Here is a 15471-nt window from a genome sequence, read left to right as displayed (position 1 = left end):
GCTCTACTCTACAGCGCTAAACAATACAACGCCCAAGGTTTACGCGCGTGGCTCACCCTCAACGTCTAACAAACGGGTTAGTCTCAAAGTGTGGTTTTTCCCGCAGAAGGCTTCGGCACCTCGCGCTCTTCACGTTCCTTCGGGAACGTCGTCGTCAACCGCCTAGCACCTGCAAACCGCAACATCGGCCTCGACACCGCGCGTGGCATCGCCATTTTCGGCATGATCGCAACCCACATCGTCCCGCTGGTCACAGTCGCAGGGGAGGCCACCTCGGCCTCCATTTTTGCCGGGCGCGCATCCGCCCTCTTCGCAGTCATTGCCGGAATCTCAATAATCCTCTCCACCCGTAGCGCACTTGAAGACGGTGGCTGGGCCCGGGCCGCAGCAGGACTTTTCACGCGCGGACTGTGCATCGTGGTCTTGGGGCTCATCCTTGGCTTATTCACCACTCACGTGGCAGTCATTTTGGTGAACTACGGCATCATGTTCATGATCGCCACATTGTTCTTACGCGCCGGGCCACGCACGCTGGGCGTGCTCGCGTTTCTATGGGTCATTGTCACGCCACTCATCAGCTTTATGGTCCGTAGTCACTTCCAGCTGTCACAAGCCTTTGAGATCCCCAACCTTTTTATGCTCGCTGAGCCGGGCTACTTGCTCACCGCGATTGGCCTCACCGGCTACTACCCTGTTCTTCAGTGGCTGGGATACATTCTGATAGGCATGGCCCTGGGTCACCTCAACTGGTACCGCTCTGTCACCTGTTGGAGTGCAGTTGCGGTTGGTGCCGGTCTGGCCGTGCTGGCGAAAGCCTTCTCATGGCTCCTGATGACAGCGTCACCCGCCGGGTTCTTCGCGCTTCAGGAATCTGCTCTCGACAACTACGACAAAACGCTTGACGAGCTACTCATCACAGGAACTCACGGGGTAACACCCACCGACACGTGGAGTTGGCTCACGGTTTCAGCACCGCACACAGGAACCACGCTCGACCTCGCCGGGACAATAGGCGTGGCGCTGGCCGTCATTGGGGTGTGCTGCCTGATTTCGAACGCACTGGGCTCTTTTGGAACCACGTTTGAACAGAACCCCACTCATCAGCTGTGTGAAGGCCCGGGACGCGTGTGGTTGTTTTTCCTTTCTGCCCCGGGGGCCATGCCGTTGACCATCTACTCCGGTCACGTGGTGTTCCTGGAAATCACACAGCAGTTCCCGCTGGGCCCGTGGCCCGAATACGCACTTCACATTTACGTTGCCGTTTTCGCAGCTGTTCTGTGGAAGGTGTTCGTACTCCCCCGTGGTCCACTTGAGCAGGTGCTTTCGCTTGCCAGCTCTGGTGTAGCTCGTTTGGTTCCCGCGAGGACGGGTAGCTAACGCTTCTCAGTCTCAGCGTGAAGTTTGATCGCCTTACGCATGGTGGCGCGGGCGCGTTTGCGGTCCCCCGAGGCGTCATACGCACACGAAAGCCGGAACCAGCTACGCCAATTTTCGGGATCAGCTTCTGCTTCTGCGCGGTACTTCTCAAACTCTTTGTCTGCAGCTTCACGAACAATGCGACCACCGGGCGTACGTGGCAGGTTGTCTGGGGGAAGTCCACCTTCCTTTTCCAGGATCTTCGCCAAGCGCTCCATGGACGCCCCAAAGAACAGCTCCCGCACAATCGCCCACACTGCGATCACGGGGAAGACAAACAGTGCGACCCCCATGATTTTGGCGATCAGCTGCGGGTCAGTCAGTAGAATCCACCCGCGGTTGACCATCACCACCAGGTACGCGCCCAAGAGCACGACCATGATGATCGCACCAATTTTCGCCTTTGACATTACAGGTACTTTTCGAGCCCAACGGTGAGCCCGGGGTGGTCTGCAACCGCGTTGACTGCTTGGACGATTCCAGGCATGAAAGCCTCGGTCGAGTGCGAGTCGGTACGAATCGTGAGCGCTTCATGGGCTGAACCAAAGTGGATTTCTTCGCTGGCGTTCATGCCAACTTGTCGCACCGCGTGGACGTGGATCCCGTCGATAACCGCTCCGCGCGCGCCGTGCGGGTCACTTTCGGTGGCGTCTGGCACCGGCGGTAGGCCCGCCTGCGCGCGCTGCGCGGCGATGCGCTTAGCCGTTGACACGGCCGTTCCACTGGGCGCGTCGAGCTTACGCGTGTGGTGGATTTCGATTACTTCAGCAGAGTCAAAGTACGGGGCCGCCATTTCTGCGAACTGCATGGCCAGGACCGCGCCAATTGAGAAGTTTGGCGCAATGAGCACACCAACTTGGGGGTGTTCAGCGCACAGGTCTTCAAGCCTGCTCAAACGGTCATCGTCCCACCCAGTAGTGCCCACGACAGTGTGGATGTCGTTGCTGACCAAAAAACGTACGTTGTCTTCAGTTGCACGCGGAACGGTCAGTTCAACCGCGACCTGGGCACCGGACTCCACCACTTGCTCCAGGGGGTCGGAGCTCCCCAGGGTGGCCACGACTTCAATACCGTCGGCTGCTTCCAGGGCACGCACTGCGTGTGACCCCATGCGACCGTGTGCTCCCAGTACTGCGACTCGAATGTTAGACACCGACACTCCTCAGATTTGATTCGGTTCTATGCTAACCCGTACATGTACAAGCAACTTTTCTGGCCGGTCTATGCGCCTTCGCTCTTGTTCCACACGGGTCTGGGCGCCACTCTACCCGTGTACGTGTTGGGCGCGCTCAGCGTGGGCGCAACCCCTGCGTTTGCGTCGCTGATTGTGGCGATTATGGGAATCATCCAGCTGACTTTCGCAGTCCCGGCGGGCATGTTGATCGACCGCATTGGGGACCGAGCAACCATGCTCATCGCCACGTCCTTGATCACCGCCGTTTCTGGTGTCACGGTTTTTTCGCTGATCGCCGGGCCTGGGGTTTTGGGCGCGTCCGTAGCTGTGGCTCTGTACGCCGCCAGTCTGTTCTTGCGTGCTCCCAGCGAGGCGGTGTGGACGCTGGCCCGCCAGTCGTTTATCACCCGGAACGTTCCCACGCATTTCATTGGCCGCGCCATGACCGCTTTAGGCGGCACAATCCGCGTGGGAAACCTGGTTGGTCCGCTCGCGGGCGCTGTTTTGGTCATGGTGTTTCCGCTGTGGTCGGTGTTTGTGTTTGCCACGGTGTGCGCGGCGGTCGCTGTGGCTCTTTTGTATTCGCCCGTGGGGTCCAGCGAAGGAAGGGACTCCGCCGAGGTGTCACACACCCGCGCTGCCATAGAGACGGACGCTTCCACGGAGGCCAGCGCTCCCAAGGAGGAAGACGCGACCGAGGTGGCAGACACCTCGGGCGGGGCGTCACCCAGGTTGCGCGGCGTCAATTGGACGGCGGTGATCTTAGCCGGTCTGCCGGTCATGGTCCTCATGGGGTTGCGGATTGTGCAGCCGGTGATCGTGCAGTTGTGGGGGCACTCGATTGGGCTGAGCGAGGCCGTGGTGTCGTTGTTAATCGCGTTGGGAGCGGCCATTGAGCTGGTCATCATGTTCCCGGGCGGCTATGCGAAGGACCGCCTGGGCCGCGCGCCCACCCTGATTGCGTGCGTGAGCATTTTTGGTGCCGGGTTCCTAGCGCTGGTTGTGTGGCCACATGTGACCGGCGCGTTCGTGGCCGTGGTCATCATGGCTTTAGGCAACGGGTTGGGCGCCGGAATCAACATGACGATTGGGGCAGACCTGTGCCCTGCTGAAAACCGCGGCCGATTCTTAGGCATCTGGTCGCTTTTCTCCAACACGGGCCGAGTAGGCGGACCAGCGGTGGTTTCTGCCTTCGTCACGTTCGCCACCCTGGGCGCTGGGATCGTTGCAATTGGCCTGGCGGGAATCGCCGGGGCTGTGTGGATGGCGGTGTTCGCCAAGAAGATTGGGCTGCCCAGCCGGGTGCGCCGCACCTCACTGTAGCGCCTCACCTTGCGCCAAAACGCACCCCCCAAAACACAACGTGCCGGGAACCCCGCAAGGTTCCCGGCACGTGTCGCACGTGAGCTCTTAGCCCAGCAAAACGTCCTTGGTCTGGTTGCGTGCGCGGTCGAAGCGAGCCGCCACGTCTTCCCAGTTCACAACGTTCCACCATGCCTTGACGTAGTCAGGCTTGACGTTCTGGTAGTCGAGGTAGAACGCGTGCTCCCACATGTCCAGCTGCAACAGTGGGACGTATCCAACCTGAACGTTGCCCTGCTGGTCGTACAGCTGCTCGATGGTGAGGCGCTGGCCCAGCATGTCCCAGCCCAGGATTGCCCAACCGGAGCCCTGGATCGAAGTAGCAACACCAGTGAACTGGCCCTGGAACTTGTCAAAGCCCCCGAACTGGTCGTCGATCGCAGCAGCGAGTTCACCTTCTGGCTTGTCGCCACCGTCTGGGCTCATGTTGTTCCAGAAAATCGAGTGGTTGACGTGTCCACCCAGGTTGAAGGACAGGTCCTTCGACAGCTTGCCAATTGTGGAGAAGTCGCCCTTTTCGCGAGCTTCAGCCATCTGTTCAAGAGCGGTGTTGGCACCCTTGACGTAGGTGGCGTGGTGCTTGTCGTGGTGAAGTTCCATGATCTTGGCCGAAATGTGTGGCTCAAGTGCGGCGTAGTCGTAGGGCAGGTCCGGGAGCGTGTACTGCTCAACCATGTTTTCCTCCTCAAAAAACGTACTGGTAGTCGTCTGACCACCACTAACTTGAGCCTATCGCGCAAACGATGACGTTACAACGTTTGCGCAACTGAGACTATCGTCAGAGTTCGATGCGTCTCACTCACCGCAACCGCGCCCGCCTACTTCAACCGCACGTTGTCCGCAGGCCCCAAGGAACACAAAGCCCACGGCCCACCAAACAATCTTTGCGCCAGGGCCTGCACGTCCTCGGCCGTCACGCCACGCACCCGCTCAACCAGCTCAGCTGCATCAACCAGCGGCCGGTTGGACAATTCGCTCTTAGCTAAGCGGTTCATCCGAATCGCGGTCGACTCCATCCCCAACACAGTTGCAGCCGACACTTGCGCGGCGGTGTCTGCCACCTCGGCGGCCATGGGACCCTCACTAGCCAACCGCTGGCACTGCTCAACGCACAAGTCCACAACCTGCTGGGCAACCGCGGGCGCGCAACCGGCGTAGATCCCAAAGTCCCCCACGTCCGAATACTGCGACCCCGTGGTGTGCACGGCATACGCCAGGCCACGTTCCTCGCGCACGGTCTGGAACAAGCGACTGGACATGCCACCGCCCAGCAACGAAGCCAGCACGGTGAGGGTGAACCGATCGTCGTGGCCGTCGTGCAACCCCGCAACACCCATGATCAGGCTCTGTTGTTCGGTGGGGCGGGCAATGTGCCGCTCCCCCGGTGAAAAGACGGGGGTCACCCGGCCCGAGGTCGTTCCCACTGGCGCTGTCGCCTCCGGCAGGTGCTGGGTGGCGCGCCAGACAAGGTCAACCAGGTCTTCGTGGTCAGCCCCGCCAGCAGCTGAAAAGATCAACCGGGGTCCTACGTACGCTTCCTTGTAGTGGTGTTGAAGTTCGTCGTAGGCCAGCGCCTGGATGCGTTCTTTTGTGGCTCCAACCGGCCTGCCCAAAGGTGAATCTGCGTAGATGAGTTCGTCATACGCTTCGAACAGGACGTCTTCTGGGTCGTCTGCACCCATGGCCAGTTCGTCCAGGATCACGGTGCGTTCCCGCTCAAATTCGGCAACGGCCAAGGTGGATGCCAGCACCATGTCCCACAGAGTTGCACACACGTCCGGCAGGTCAGCGACCAAGCACCGCGAATAATACGCCGTGCATTCTTTGGCCGTCATCGCATTGGCTTCGCCACCTGTGCGGTCGAATGTGCGCGCAATGTCTTTTGCACTGCGGGTGGCCGTGCCCTTGAACAGCATGTGCTCAAGGAAGTGCGTGGAGCCAGCGTTGTCGTCAGTTTCGTCACGCGAACCTGAACCGACCCACACCCCTACGGTTTCGGACTGGATCCCGGGGATTGTTTCTGAAATAACGCGAATGCCGTTGGGGAGGGTAGTGCGATAAATCCCACTACCCTCCCCAAGGAGAGTTTCTGTTAGCAATAGTCAACCAGCAGATTTAGTCTTCGTTAGCTTCTTCTTTAGCTTCCTCAGAAGATTCAGCGTCTTCGTCGATGACAGGCTGCAGGCTGAGCTTGCCACGGTCGTCAACCTTGGTGATTTCCACCTGGATCTTCTGACCAACGCCCAGAACGTCTTCTGCGTCCTCGACTCGCTTGCCACCGTTGAGCTTCTTGAGCTCAGAAATGTGGAGCAGACCGTCCTTGCCTGGGGTGAGCGATACGAACGCACCAAAGCTCATGAGCTTCACAACGGTACCCAGGTAACGTTCACCGACTTCTGGAACCTGTGGGTTAGCAATTGCGTTGATGGCTGAACGTGCAGCTTCAGCTGCTGGCCCGTCCGTTGCACCAATGAACACGGTTCCGTCATCTTCGATCGAGATGTCAGCACCGGTGTCTTCCTGGATCTGGTTGATCATCTTGCCCTTAGGACCAATAACTTCACCGATCTTGTCAACTGGAATGTTGACGGTGATGATGCGTGGTGCCGTTGGAGCCATTTCGCCTGGTTCGGCGATCGCTGCCGTGAGCACGTCCAGAATGGTCAGGCGGGCTTCGCGAGCCTGCTTGAGGGCTGCGGCCAGAACCGATGCTGGGATTCCGTCGAGCTTGGTGTCCAGCTGGATCGCGGTGATGAAGTCCTTGGTTCCGGCGACCTTGAAGTCCATGTCACCAAAGGCGTCTTCTGCACCCAGGATGTCGGTCAGTGCGGCGTAAGCGGTCTGCTTGCCCTGGTCGGTTTCGATGACATCGGACACGAGCCCCATGGCGATACCAGCAACGGGTGCGCGCAGTGGGACACCTGCCGAAAGCAGGGACATGGTGGACGCACATACCGAACCCATGGAGGTGGATCCGTTCGACCCCAGTGCTTCCGACACCTGACGGATTGCGTATGGGAAGTCTTCACGCGATGGGATAACAGGAACGAGAGCGCGTTCTGCAAGCGCACCGTGTCCGATTTCGCGACGCTTAGGGCTTCCCACACGGCCGGTTTCACCGGTGGAGTATGGCGGGAAGTTGTAGTGGTGGATGTAACGCTTGGACGTCACTGGGGTCAGTGAGTCGATCTGCTGTTCCATCTTGAGCATGTCCAGCGTAGTGACACCCATGATTTGGGTTTCACCACGTTCGAACAGTGCTGAGCCGTGCACGCGAGGCAGAATGTTGGTCTCAGCTGACAGCGGGCGGATGTCTTTGATCCCACGGCCGTCGATACGCACGCGTTCAGTGAGAATGCGCTTGCGCACGATCTCCTTGGTCATGGAGTTCAGCGCACCCACGATTTCGGATTCGCGGCCTTCAAATTTCTCGCCGAGGTCGTTCAGCAGTGAGTCGAGTAGCTCGTCTCCCGCTGCTTCGCGTTCCTGCTTGTCAGCGATCTGGAAGTTCTGGGTCTGCTTGTCCCACGCGAGTTCACGCACGGCTTCGTAGACGTCGTCTTCGTAGTCTTTGAAGAGTTCGAACTCTGCGGTTGGCTTGGCAACGCGGTCAGCGAGTTCCTGCTGCGCACGTACCAGTTCACGGATGAACGGCTTGGCCGCTTCGAGACCTTCAGCGACAACTTCTTCCGTTGGCTTACGTGCTCCACCCTGGATGAGGTCCCAGGAGTTTTCGCTTGCTTCTGCTTCGACCATCATGATGGCGACGTCGTCACCAACTACGCGACCGGCAACAGCCATGTCGAAAACAGCGTTTTCTAGCTGTGAGTAGTTGGGGAATGCAACCCACTGGTCGTCGATGAGAGCGATGCGCACACCACCGATAGGACCAGAGAATGGAAGTCCGCCCAGCTGTGTGGACATCGATGCTGCGTTGATTGCGAGCGTGTCGTACAGGTGGTCTGGGTGCATGGACAGCACCGTGACCACGATCTGAACTTCGTTACGCAGGCCCTTCACGAAGGAGGGGCGCAGAGGACGGTCAATCAGGCGGCACGCCAGGATTGCGTCGGTGGTTGGGCGTCCTTCACGGCGGAAGAACGAGCCAGGAATCTTCCCGGCTGCGTACATACGTTCTTCCACATCAACTGTGAGTGGGAAGAAGTCGAACCCTTCACGTGGGTTCTTGCTGACGGCAGTTGCTGAGAGCAACGTGGTTTCGCCGTCGAGTGTTGCGGTGGCACACCCTGCGGCCTGCTGGGCCAAACGTCCGGTGCCAAATTCGATTTCGTGCTTTCCAAATTTGCCGTTGTCAATAACTGCAACAGCGGTTTCGGGATTGATTCCCAAGATGTCTCCGTTCATTGATAGACCGCGGGGCGCCTACTCTTCTGTGCGCGTCTACCCGGTCATCGATCGAGACCCACGCGATGCGTACCGCGGAGGCCACTGTCGACCACCGGATCATGTTCCCGCGACATGGACTTTGCCAGTCTATCAAGAGGGCAACAAAAATCCCCCACCCACAGGGGGTGAGGGATTTCAGCAGTTCGTTCACCTACGCATTCACATACGTAAACGATGAAACCTTAGCGACGCAGACCCAGGCGTGCGATCAGCGAACGGTAGCGTTCGATGTCAGTGTCGGCCAGGTACTTGAGCAGACGACGACGCTGACCAACCAGAAGCAACAGACCACGGCGTGAGTGGTGGTCGTGCTTGTGAGTCTTGAAGTGTTCGGTCAGGTCGGAGATACGACGCGACAGAACAGCGACCTGAACCTCAGGAGAGCCGGTGTCGCCCTCGTGGGTTGCGTATTCTTTGATGATTTCCTGCTTGACCTTAGGATCAAGAGCCATTGGCTACTCCTTACACGTTCGTTGCGCGGCGCCCGAGTCTTACACATCGAGCACTATGGAACCGCGGCCGGAAAAACGGCAAAGACTACCTTAACACGAATCACGTGGCCACCGCGAACTCAGCGGTCCCCCACCTCGGGCCGCCCTGAGCCGACCTCACAGCGCGCTTTTAGGCCTTTTGCCGTTCGGCTTCCAAAACCGCAGACACGTTCTTCACATCGTCACGCATCTGCTCAATGAGTGCATCCATGCCGGAAAACTCGATCTGCCCGCGAATGTGCGCAACAAACTCCACGCGCGCAGGTTCGCCGTACACGTCCATATCGGGGAACTCAACACCCACAACATTGACCTCAACACGGCGGTCATCACCGTCGAACGTGGGGTTTGACCCCACCGAAATTGCGCCAGGTTGCTGTCTACCGTCAGCAAAGTACACCCACCCTGCATACACGCCGTCAGACGGAATCAAACCAGCCACGTCACCACCGATGTTGGCGGTAGGGAATCCCATTTCACGACCTCGGGCATTGCCATTGACCACCGTTCCGGTAACCACGTGGGGCCTGCCCAACATGCGCGCGGCGTCTTCTACATTGCCGTCCAGCAGCAGGGAGCGGATGTGCGTGGAAGAAACCCGGGAAAGGCCCTCACCGTCGCCGAGGTCGTCGATCGCCACCACGGTTTCGACCCCGTGGCGCTGCCCCAGGTTTTGCAAGGTGGCCAAGTCGCCTTCGTTCCCGCGACCGAACCGCACATCGCGGCCTACCACGATGGCTCGCACTCCCACGTCACGAGCCAAAAACTCAATAAACTCTTCAGCACTCTGGTCTGCGAACTCAAGCGAATACGGCTGCACCAGGGTAGCGTCCACGCCGGTCGCTGCGATGCGCTTGAGCTTTTCATCCAGCCCAGTAATGAGCTGGGGTTTGTGATCAGGGCGATGCACGGCCACCGGGTGCGGATCAAATGTCATTGCCAGACTGGTGAGACCTCGCTCATCAGCCACGCGCACAAGCGTTCGTAAAACCGCTTGGTGACCAATGTGCACACCGTCGAAATTACCCAGAGTGAGCGCGCATAGATGGGCGGCCTCATCAGCGGACCGAATGACCTCCACACGCACTCCTTTTCTCAGCGCATTCCTTTTGCGCACACACGCACTACGACTCCCAAGCGTTAGCCAGGGATTACTTTACACAACCTGCGCCAGCCAGAACGCGACTGCCCCAACACCACAGGCCACACCCAAGGACGCGAACGTACCAATGATGAACCGTTCTCCTGCCGCGCGCGAACTCTTCAGTTCAGGAATTCGCCCCAAACCTTTTACTGCGATGATGACGGCCAGCACCTCTCCTCGCCCCAGCGCTACGGCCGCCGCAGCTAGCGCGCGTTCCAGCACTCCGATCATGAGGCCACCACGCATCACACCCGTGCTGGCATCCGGTTGCGCATCTGTGTTGGTTTCCGGGGTAGCGCCCTCGTCACTTTCTAGCTCGCCGAGGTCGCTCTCACCCGCCCCGTCTTCGCGGGCCGCCAGCCGCAAGACTCCAGAAGTTACAGGCACACCCACAGCTGCCGCGAGTAGCGCGGCACCAGTGGCGATAAGCAGGTCAATGAGCATGTGTTTCCCAAGGTTGATGAGCTCGGTGAAGCAATCGTTCAGCGCAGTCGATCGCTTCCATGATGCCTGCAGCCCGTCCAGCTCGCAAAGACTTCGACACGGCTTGTTGCGAGATCCCTAGGCTCTGAGCAATGTCCGCCTGAGAAGGACTAGGCGCATCTCGAAACGCGTCAATCACACGCCACTGAGTGTCTGTGGCCCGGGCAATTAAGTCGAACAAAAGTCGCAACACAGTCTGCGCGTCGTGGGAGTCGCGAATAACTTCTTCGCGCGACGTTGCCGTGTGGACGCACAGTGGCGACCACGAGTTTTTTGCAGCCTCTACTGCGCCACGTGCCGCAATAAAAGCCTCACCACGGGCTTGGTCCGAGCTGTCTGGCAGTGGCTTTTCCACTTCGCCTATTCCAATTCCAACCGACCACTTACTAGCACGCGCAATACCAATACACGCGTGAACGACGTGAGACGCTGAGTCTAGAACAGCCTGCGCTTCATCGCCCACAGTTCGCACAAACGGAAGAACGGTGGGCACGCCTTTCAGAGCACTGAGGAGCTCAGGAACGCGGTCCCGCGCGGTGCGTGAGCCCTGCTGATCGACGGTCAGAACGAACATAGTAGAAGTGTAACGCAGATCCACATACACACAACCCCAATAGGTTGTAATCCACAATACAACCCTTACGGGTTGTGAAAGTCGGAAGGTTGAGCAAAACCAGTGGCCACTTTCAACGCACGTCCACCCGCACGTGGCTCCAATATGCCAACCAACGTCTCCTGATACAAAGCGGCACACAGTTGCCCACCACTACCTGCTCGAGCGTCAATAAATTTGCCGTGGGCCACATCGATCGCCTGCTCCCTGCTCAACTCCACGGGGGGCAAGACAGCACTTGCCACCTCGGCCAGCGACACAAGGGGCACAGGCGCAACGCCCTCCCCCAGCGCTTCATACGACGGAACGTCCACAGCCTGATCAAGAGTGAAGGGCCCAACCCGTTCGCGACGCAACCGAGTCAAATGCCCGTACACGCCCAGGGAGTCGCCGAGGTCGCGGGCAAGGGCACGGATATACGTGCCGGAAGAACAGTCCACGCTCGCTTCAAGGTCCACGCATTCACACGCAGGCGAACCCTCATACTCACACGCCACCAGTTCTGGCACAGAAACATCAAACCGCGAAACCGTCACCTGGCGCGCTTTGAGCTGCACGTCTTGTCCAGCACGCACCAAATCATATGCCCGCTTACCATCCACCTTGATCGCGGACACAGCGCTGGGCACTTGCTCAATCGGTCCCGTTAAGCGCTCAACACCGCGAGCAATCGACGCCTGATCCAGACCACGAACAGCATTTGCGGGGGCAAATCTGTCAGGAGCAGAGTCAGCGTCATCGGTGGGAGTCGAAGCCCCCAAACGGATGGTCGCCGAATATCTCTTATCAGCGCCCACTAAATACGTGAGGAGCTTGGTTCCTTTACCTAGCCCCAGGACCAAAACGCCTGTGGCCATGGGGTCGAGCGTTCCCGCGTGCCCAACTTTAGACGTGCCGAACCATTTGCGGACCCGCGAAACAACGGCGTGGCTCGACATGCCTCCGGGCTTGTCGACGACAAGGATGCCCGTGGGGCCGGGAGCGCCCACGAATTAGTTCACCGAAATGTGAACGTGGTCAAAGTGGTTAGCGGTGTCGCCACCGCGGTTCTCCATGGGGCGGCCCTTCCAACCGGTGTATGGGGCGTAAATCTTCTGCTCCCAAATCACGTACTTGATGTTGAGTTCTTTGCGGTTCTTGATGAGGAATGCGGTGATCTCGTCACCAACCTGGCCACGGATCATCGCGTCGACAGCCTGACCGTTGTTGTGGTCCGAACCCGGATCGTTACGGCGTCCACCGTAGGACTTGACCTGAGGGAAGTTCGCGCACACTGCGCGGTACGCCGAAATTGCGTTTGGAGTGAGTCCGCTTTCAATGGATGCGGAGACGCCACATGGAGCTCCACTCACTGGCTTGTCAGAGCTTCCAGGGTCAACAGAGTCGCCACCGCCTGCACCTGCACTTTTGGCCGATCCCGACGAACTAGACGATCCTGACGATGCAGACTTCGTCTCTTCTGGAGCCGACTTTGCCTCAACCTTGGACAGGCCAGAAGCAAAAGCTGACATGTCCTGGTCCTTACCGTCAACCGAAATGCCTTCCGATGCGGTGAAGTCTTGTTCTTTATTCTCAGGAGCGTGCGATTCAGCTACGACCTGGGAGTCCTGAGAGTCATTACCACCGGCAACCATGGTGGCAGTTGTCACCAGTGCTGCACCTGCAGCCACGGGAACGACAACGGCAGCGAGCATGGGGCGACGGCGCACGCTTCGCATAACGCCAGTTGCGGTTGTCGCCTTGTCATCCATGCGGCGACCACGAGGCTTGGCACCAACTACCGCCCACATAAAGTCGCTGACTGAGGTCTTCGACTTCTGAGATGCTGAGTGTTTACCCATCGATACAGTCCCTTAATACGCTCGTGATCATTTCGTTACCAATGAAAAGTTTAACGGCCAGAGGCCTCTTGTCAAACGACAAGGGGCCTCTGGGTCAAGAATGTCGCTTAGACACCCTCTTCGCTTTCGCGAGGCTTCCGGTACGGATCAGCCTCACCAGCGGGTTTAGCGTTCTTTGCGAGTTCCGCCACACGGGCATCGGATTCCTGCGCTTTCGCGATGAACGTGTCAAGCTCAGCGGCAGCTGCAGGCACCGAGTCTGCAACAAACTCCAAGCTAGGCGTGAGACGAATCTGTAGCCCTTTCCCCACCTCGGAACGAATGAGTCCCTTAGCGGAGTCCAGAGCAGCCTTCGTCGCAGCTAACTGGTCGTCATCCCCGAACACCGTGTAGAACACGGTCGCGTTCTGCAGATCACCCGTGACACGAACATCGGTCACCGTGATGAAGCCCAGGCGCGGGTCCTTGACACGCTTCTCCAGCGTCTGCGCAACGATCACTTTAATGCGATCCGCTATTTTGCGGGCACGTGTGGAATCAGCCATGAGTAGTGTCCTTCCAGTTAGTCACGTGGCTTTTCGCGCATTTCGAAGGTTTCGATCATGTCACCTTCACGAATGTCGTTGAAGCTTCCAAGACCGATACCACATTCGAAGCCTTCGCGAACCTCTGTTGCGTCGTCCTTGAAGCGACGCAGGGATTCGACCGTGAGCTTGTCGCCCACAACGACCCCGTCGCGTGTAACGCGAGCACCAGCGTTGCGCTTGATGACACCGTCCTTGACCATACAACCTGCAATGTTTCCGAACTTGGAAGAACGGAACACTTCGCGGATTTCGGCGGATCCGGTGTGGACCTCTTCGTACTCTGGCTTGAGCATGCCCTTGAGCGAAGATTCGATGTCGTCGATCGCATCGTAAATCACCGAGTAGTAGCGCACGTCCACGCCTTCGGCATCCGCGAGGTCGCGAGCCTTGGCTTCCGGACGCACGTTGAAACCAATAACGATCGCATTGTCCACGGTCGCCAGGTTGATGTCGTTTTCGGTAATTGCACCCACCCCACGGTGGATGATGCGCAGGTCAACTTCATCGCCCACATCAATCTTGAGCAACGAGTCTTCCAGAGCTTCGACCGCACCGGAGACGTCTCCCTTAAGAATGAGGTTGAGCATGTCAACCTTGCCTTCTTCAAGGGCCTTGGTGAAGTCTTCAAGGCTGATGCGCTTGCGGCTACGAGCCTGTGCGGCGTTACGTTCAATAGCGTCACGCTTTTCAGCGATCTGACGTGCTGTACGGTCGTCATCGGTAACCAGGAAGCTGTCACCAGCCCGCGGAACACTCGACAGACCCAGTACCTGGACAGGACGCGAAGGTCCTGCTTCTTCCAGCTGCTGACCGTTTTCATCAAACATCGCACGCACACGACCAAAGCTGGTCCCACACACGATCGCGTCACCTTGGCGCAAGGTTCCGGATTCCACCAGAACCGTTGCCACTGCACCACGACCCTTATCCAGTTTCGCTTCGATCGCGATACCGCGTGCAGGCTTGTCTGGATTGGCTTTGAGGTCAAGAGCAGCGTCCGTGGTAAGCAGAACAGCTTCAAGAAGGTCGTCAATACCCTTACGCTGAAGCGCCGAGATTGGCACGAACATGGTGTCACCACCGTAGTCTTCAGCAACCAGGTTGTATTCCGTGAGCTGCTGCATGACCTTGGATGGGTTCGCCGTGTCTTTATCGATCTTGTTCACTGCCACCACGATCGGGACATCTGCCGCCTGAGCGTGGTTGAGCGCTTCAATCGTCTGTGGCATCACACCGTCGTCAGCTGCGACCACCAGGATCGCAACGTCGGTGGACTTGGCACCACGGGCACGCATAGCGGTAAACGCTTCGTGACCTGGGGTGTCAAGGAACGTGATGGGGCGCTTGTCGCCTTCGTGGTCCACACTCACCTGGTATGCACCGATGTGCTGGGTAATACCACCGGCTTCCCCAGACACCACGTTCGACGAACGGATCGCGTCCAAAAGCTTGGTCTTACCGTGGTCAACGTGACCCATAACGGTGACGACAGGCGGACGTGGAACCATGTCTTCTTCATCTTCTTCTGCTTCTGCATCAAGGTCGATGTCGAAAGCCTCAAGAAGCTCACGGTCTTCGTCTTCTGGGGACACAATCTGGATCTTGTAGCCCAGTTCTTCACCCAAAATCTTGAATGTGTCTTCGTCCAACGACTGGGTGATGGTTGCCATCTCGCCCAGGTGGAAAAGCACAGTCACCAGGTTGGTTGGATCAGTGTTGATCTTTTCTGCGAAGTCAGCCAGCGAGGAGCCGCGACGCAAACGCAGGGGTGTTTCGCCGTCGCCGCGGGGTACCTTGACACCGCCGACGACGGGAGCCTGCATTTCTTCGAGCTCCTGGCGCTTTGCCCTCTTGGACTTGCGTCCCTTCGAACGTCCGGTTCCGCGACCGAATGCACCCTGGGTGCCACCTCGGCCGCCACGACCTCCGCGACCACCCGGACGACCGCCGCCG

The 15471-nt window shown here is 58.6% G+C and carries 15 protein-coding genes; 2 read left to right on the top strand and 13 right to left on the bottom strand.

Annotation, left to right across the window (positions count from 1 at the left end; genetic code table 11):
• Nucleotides 1-90 precede the first annotated feature (90 nt).
• The gene (locus tag HMPREF0183_RS05235; RefSeq protein ID WP_005883582.1) at nucleotides 91-1377 is read left to right on the top strand and encodes a heparan-alpha-glucosaminide N-acetyltransferase domain-containing protein; all 1287 of its coding nucleotides are present in this window, start codon (nucleotides 91-93) and stop codon (nucleotides 1375-1377) included.
• On the opposite strand, the gene HMPREF0183_RS05230 is transcribed toward HMPREF0183_RS05235, so the two are convergent.
• Together HMPREF0183_RS05230 and dapB are read right to left on the bottom strand one after the other, a co-directional pair.
• Nucleotides 1374-1826: a tetratricopeptide repeat protein gene (locus HMPREF0183_RS05230; protein ID WP_005883580.1), complete on the bottom strand. Its 453-nt coding sequence runs from the start codon at nucleotides 1824-1826 to the stop codon at nucleotides 1374-1376. The genes HMPREF0183_RS05235 and HMPREF0183_RS05230 overlap by 4 nt on opposite strands.
• Nucleotides 1826-2569, bottom strand: a complete 744-nt coding sequence (dapB, locus tag HMPREF0183_RS05225) for a 4-hydroxy-tetrahydrodipicolinate reductase (RefSeq protein WP_005883578.1) — start codon at nucleotides 2567-2569, stop codon at nucleotides 1826-1828. The genes HMPREF0183_RS05230 and dapB overlap by 1 nt, the downstream gene beginning before the upstream one ends.
• Before the next feature lie 42 nt (nucleotides 2570-2611).
• Here dapB and HMPREF0183_RS05220 point away from each other — a divergent pair, with 42 nt between their 5' ends.
• A complete protein-coding gene (locus HMPREF0183_RS05220) occupies nucleotides 2612-3913 on the top strand; it encodes an MFS transporter (protein WP_005883576.1) in 1302 nt (433 codons plus the stop codon).
• An 87-nt stretch (nucleotides 3914-4000) separates the two neighbouring features.
• Here HMPREF0183_RS05220 and HMPREF0183_RS05215 read toward each other — a convergent pair whose 3' ends face one another.
• The 11 genes from HMPREF0183_RS05215 to infB all read right to left on the bottom strand — a co-directional run.
• Nucleotides 4001-4627, bottom strand: a complete 627-nt coding sequence (locus HMPREF0183_RS05215; RefSeq protein WP_005883575.1) for a superoxide dismutase — start codon at nucleotides 4625-4627, stop codon at nucleotides 4001-4003.
• A 143-nt stretch (nucleotides 4628-4770) separates the two neighbouring features.
• Nucleotides 4771-6051 carry a M16 family metallopeptidase gene (locus tag HMPREF0183_RS05210; RefSeq protein WP_005883573.1) on the bottom strand — a complete coding sequence of 427 codons (1281 nt, stop codon included), beginning with the start codon at nucleotides 6049-6051 and terminating at the stop codon, nucleotides 4771-4773.
• A gap of 16 nt (nucleotides 6052-6067) precedes the next feature.
• On the bottom strand, nucleotides 6068-8317 hold the full coding sequence (locus tag HMPREF0183_RS05205) for a polyribonucleotide nucleotidyltransferase (protein WP_005883571.1): 2250 nt from the start codon (nucleotides 8315-8317) through the stop codon (nucleotides 6068-6070).
• A gap of 224 nt (nucleotides 8318-8541) precedes the next feature.
• Nucleotides 8542-8811 (bottom strand): 30S ribosomal protein S15, encoded by a 270-nt coding sequence (gene rpsO, locus HMPREF0183_RS05200; RefSeq protein ID WP_005883569.1) that lies wholly within the window; start codon nucleotides 8809-8811, stop codon nucleotides 8542-8544.
• A gap of 169 nt (nucleotides 8812-8980) precedes the next feature.
• Nucleotides 8981-9931, bottom strand: a complete 951-nt coding sequence (locus HMPREF0183_RS05195; protein WP_005883567.1) for a bifunctional riboflavin kinase/FAD synthetase — start codon at nucleotides 9929-9931, stop codon at nucleotides 8981-8983.
• A 75-nt stretch (nucleotides 9932-10006) separates the two neighbouring features.
• Nucleotides 10007-10438 (bottom strand): hypothetical protein, encoded by a 432-nt coding sequence (locus HMPREF0183_RS05190; protein ID WP_005883565.1) that lies wholly within the window; start codon nucleotides 10436-10438, stop codon nucleotides 10007-10009.
• Complete coding sequence (locus tag HMPREF0183_RS05185) at nucleotides 10428-11051, bottom strand: MarR family transcriptional regulator (RefSeq protein WP_040348194.1); 624 nt, start codon at nucleotides 11049-11051, stop codon at nucleotides 10428-10430. The genes HMPREF0183_RS05190 and HMPREF0183_RS05185 overlap by 11 nt, the downstream gene beginning before the upstream one ends.
• 65 nt (nucleotides 11052-11116) lie before the next feature.
• The gene (gene truB / locus HMPREF0183_RS05180) at nucleotides 11117-12079 is read right to left on the bottom strand and encodes a tRNA pseudouridine(55) synthase TruB (RefSeq protein WP_005883562.1); all 963 of its coding nucleotides are present in this window, start codon (nucleotides 12077-12079) and stop codon (nucleotides 11117-11119) included.
• 3 nt (nucleotides 12080-12082) lie between these two features.
• On the bottom strand, nucleotides 12083-12931 hold the full coding sequence (locus HMPREF0183_RS13220; RefSeq protein ID WP_005883561.1) for a VldE C-terminal domain-containing protein: 849 nt from the start codon (nucleotides 12929-12931) through the stop codon (nucleotides 12083-12085).
• 107 nt (nucleotides 12932-13038) lie between these two features.
• A complete protein-coding gene (rbfA, locus tag HMPREF0183_RS05170) occupies nucleotides 13039-13476 on the bottom strand; it encodes a 30S ribosome-binding factor RbfA (protein ID WP_005883558.1) in 438 nt (145 codons plus the stop codon).
• Nucleotides 13477-13493: 17 nt separating this feature from the next.
• Nucleotides 13494-15471, bottom strand: a 1978-nt coding sequence (infB, locus tag HMPREF0183_RS05165; RefSeq protein WP_005883557.1) for a translation initiation factor IF-2, incomplete at its 5' end; no start/stop codon positions are given.

This window comes from Brevibacterium mcbrellneri ATCC 49030, from assembly GCF_000178455.1.
Classification (GTDB): Bacteria; Actinomycetota; Actinomycetes; order Actinomycetales; family Brevibacteriaceae; genus Brevibacterium; species Brevibacterium mcbrellneri.
The sequence above is the reverse complement of the archived record's forward strand: the minus strand, read 5'-3'. Positions and strand labels throughout refer to the sequence as shown.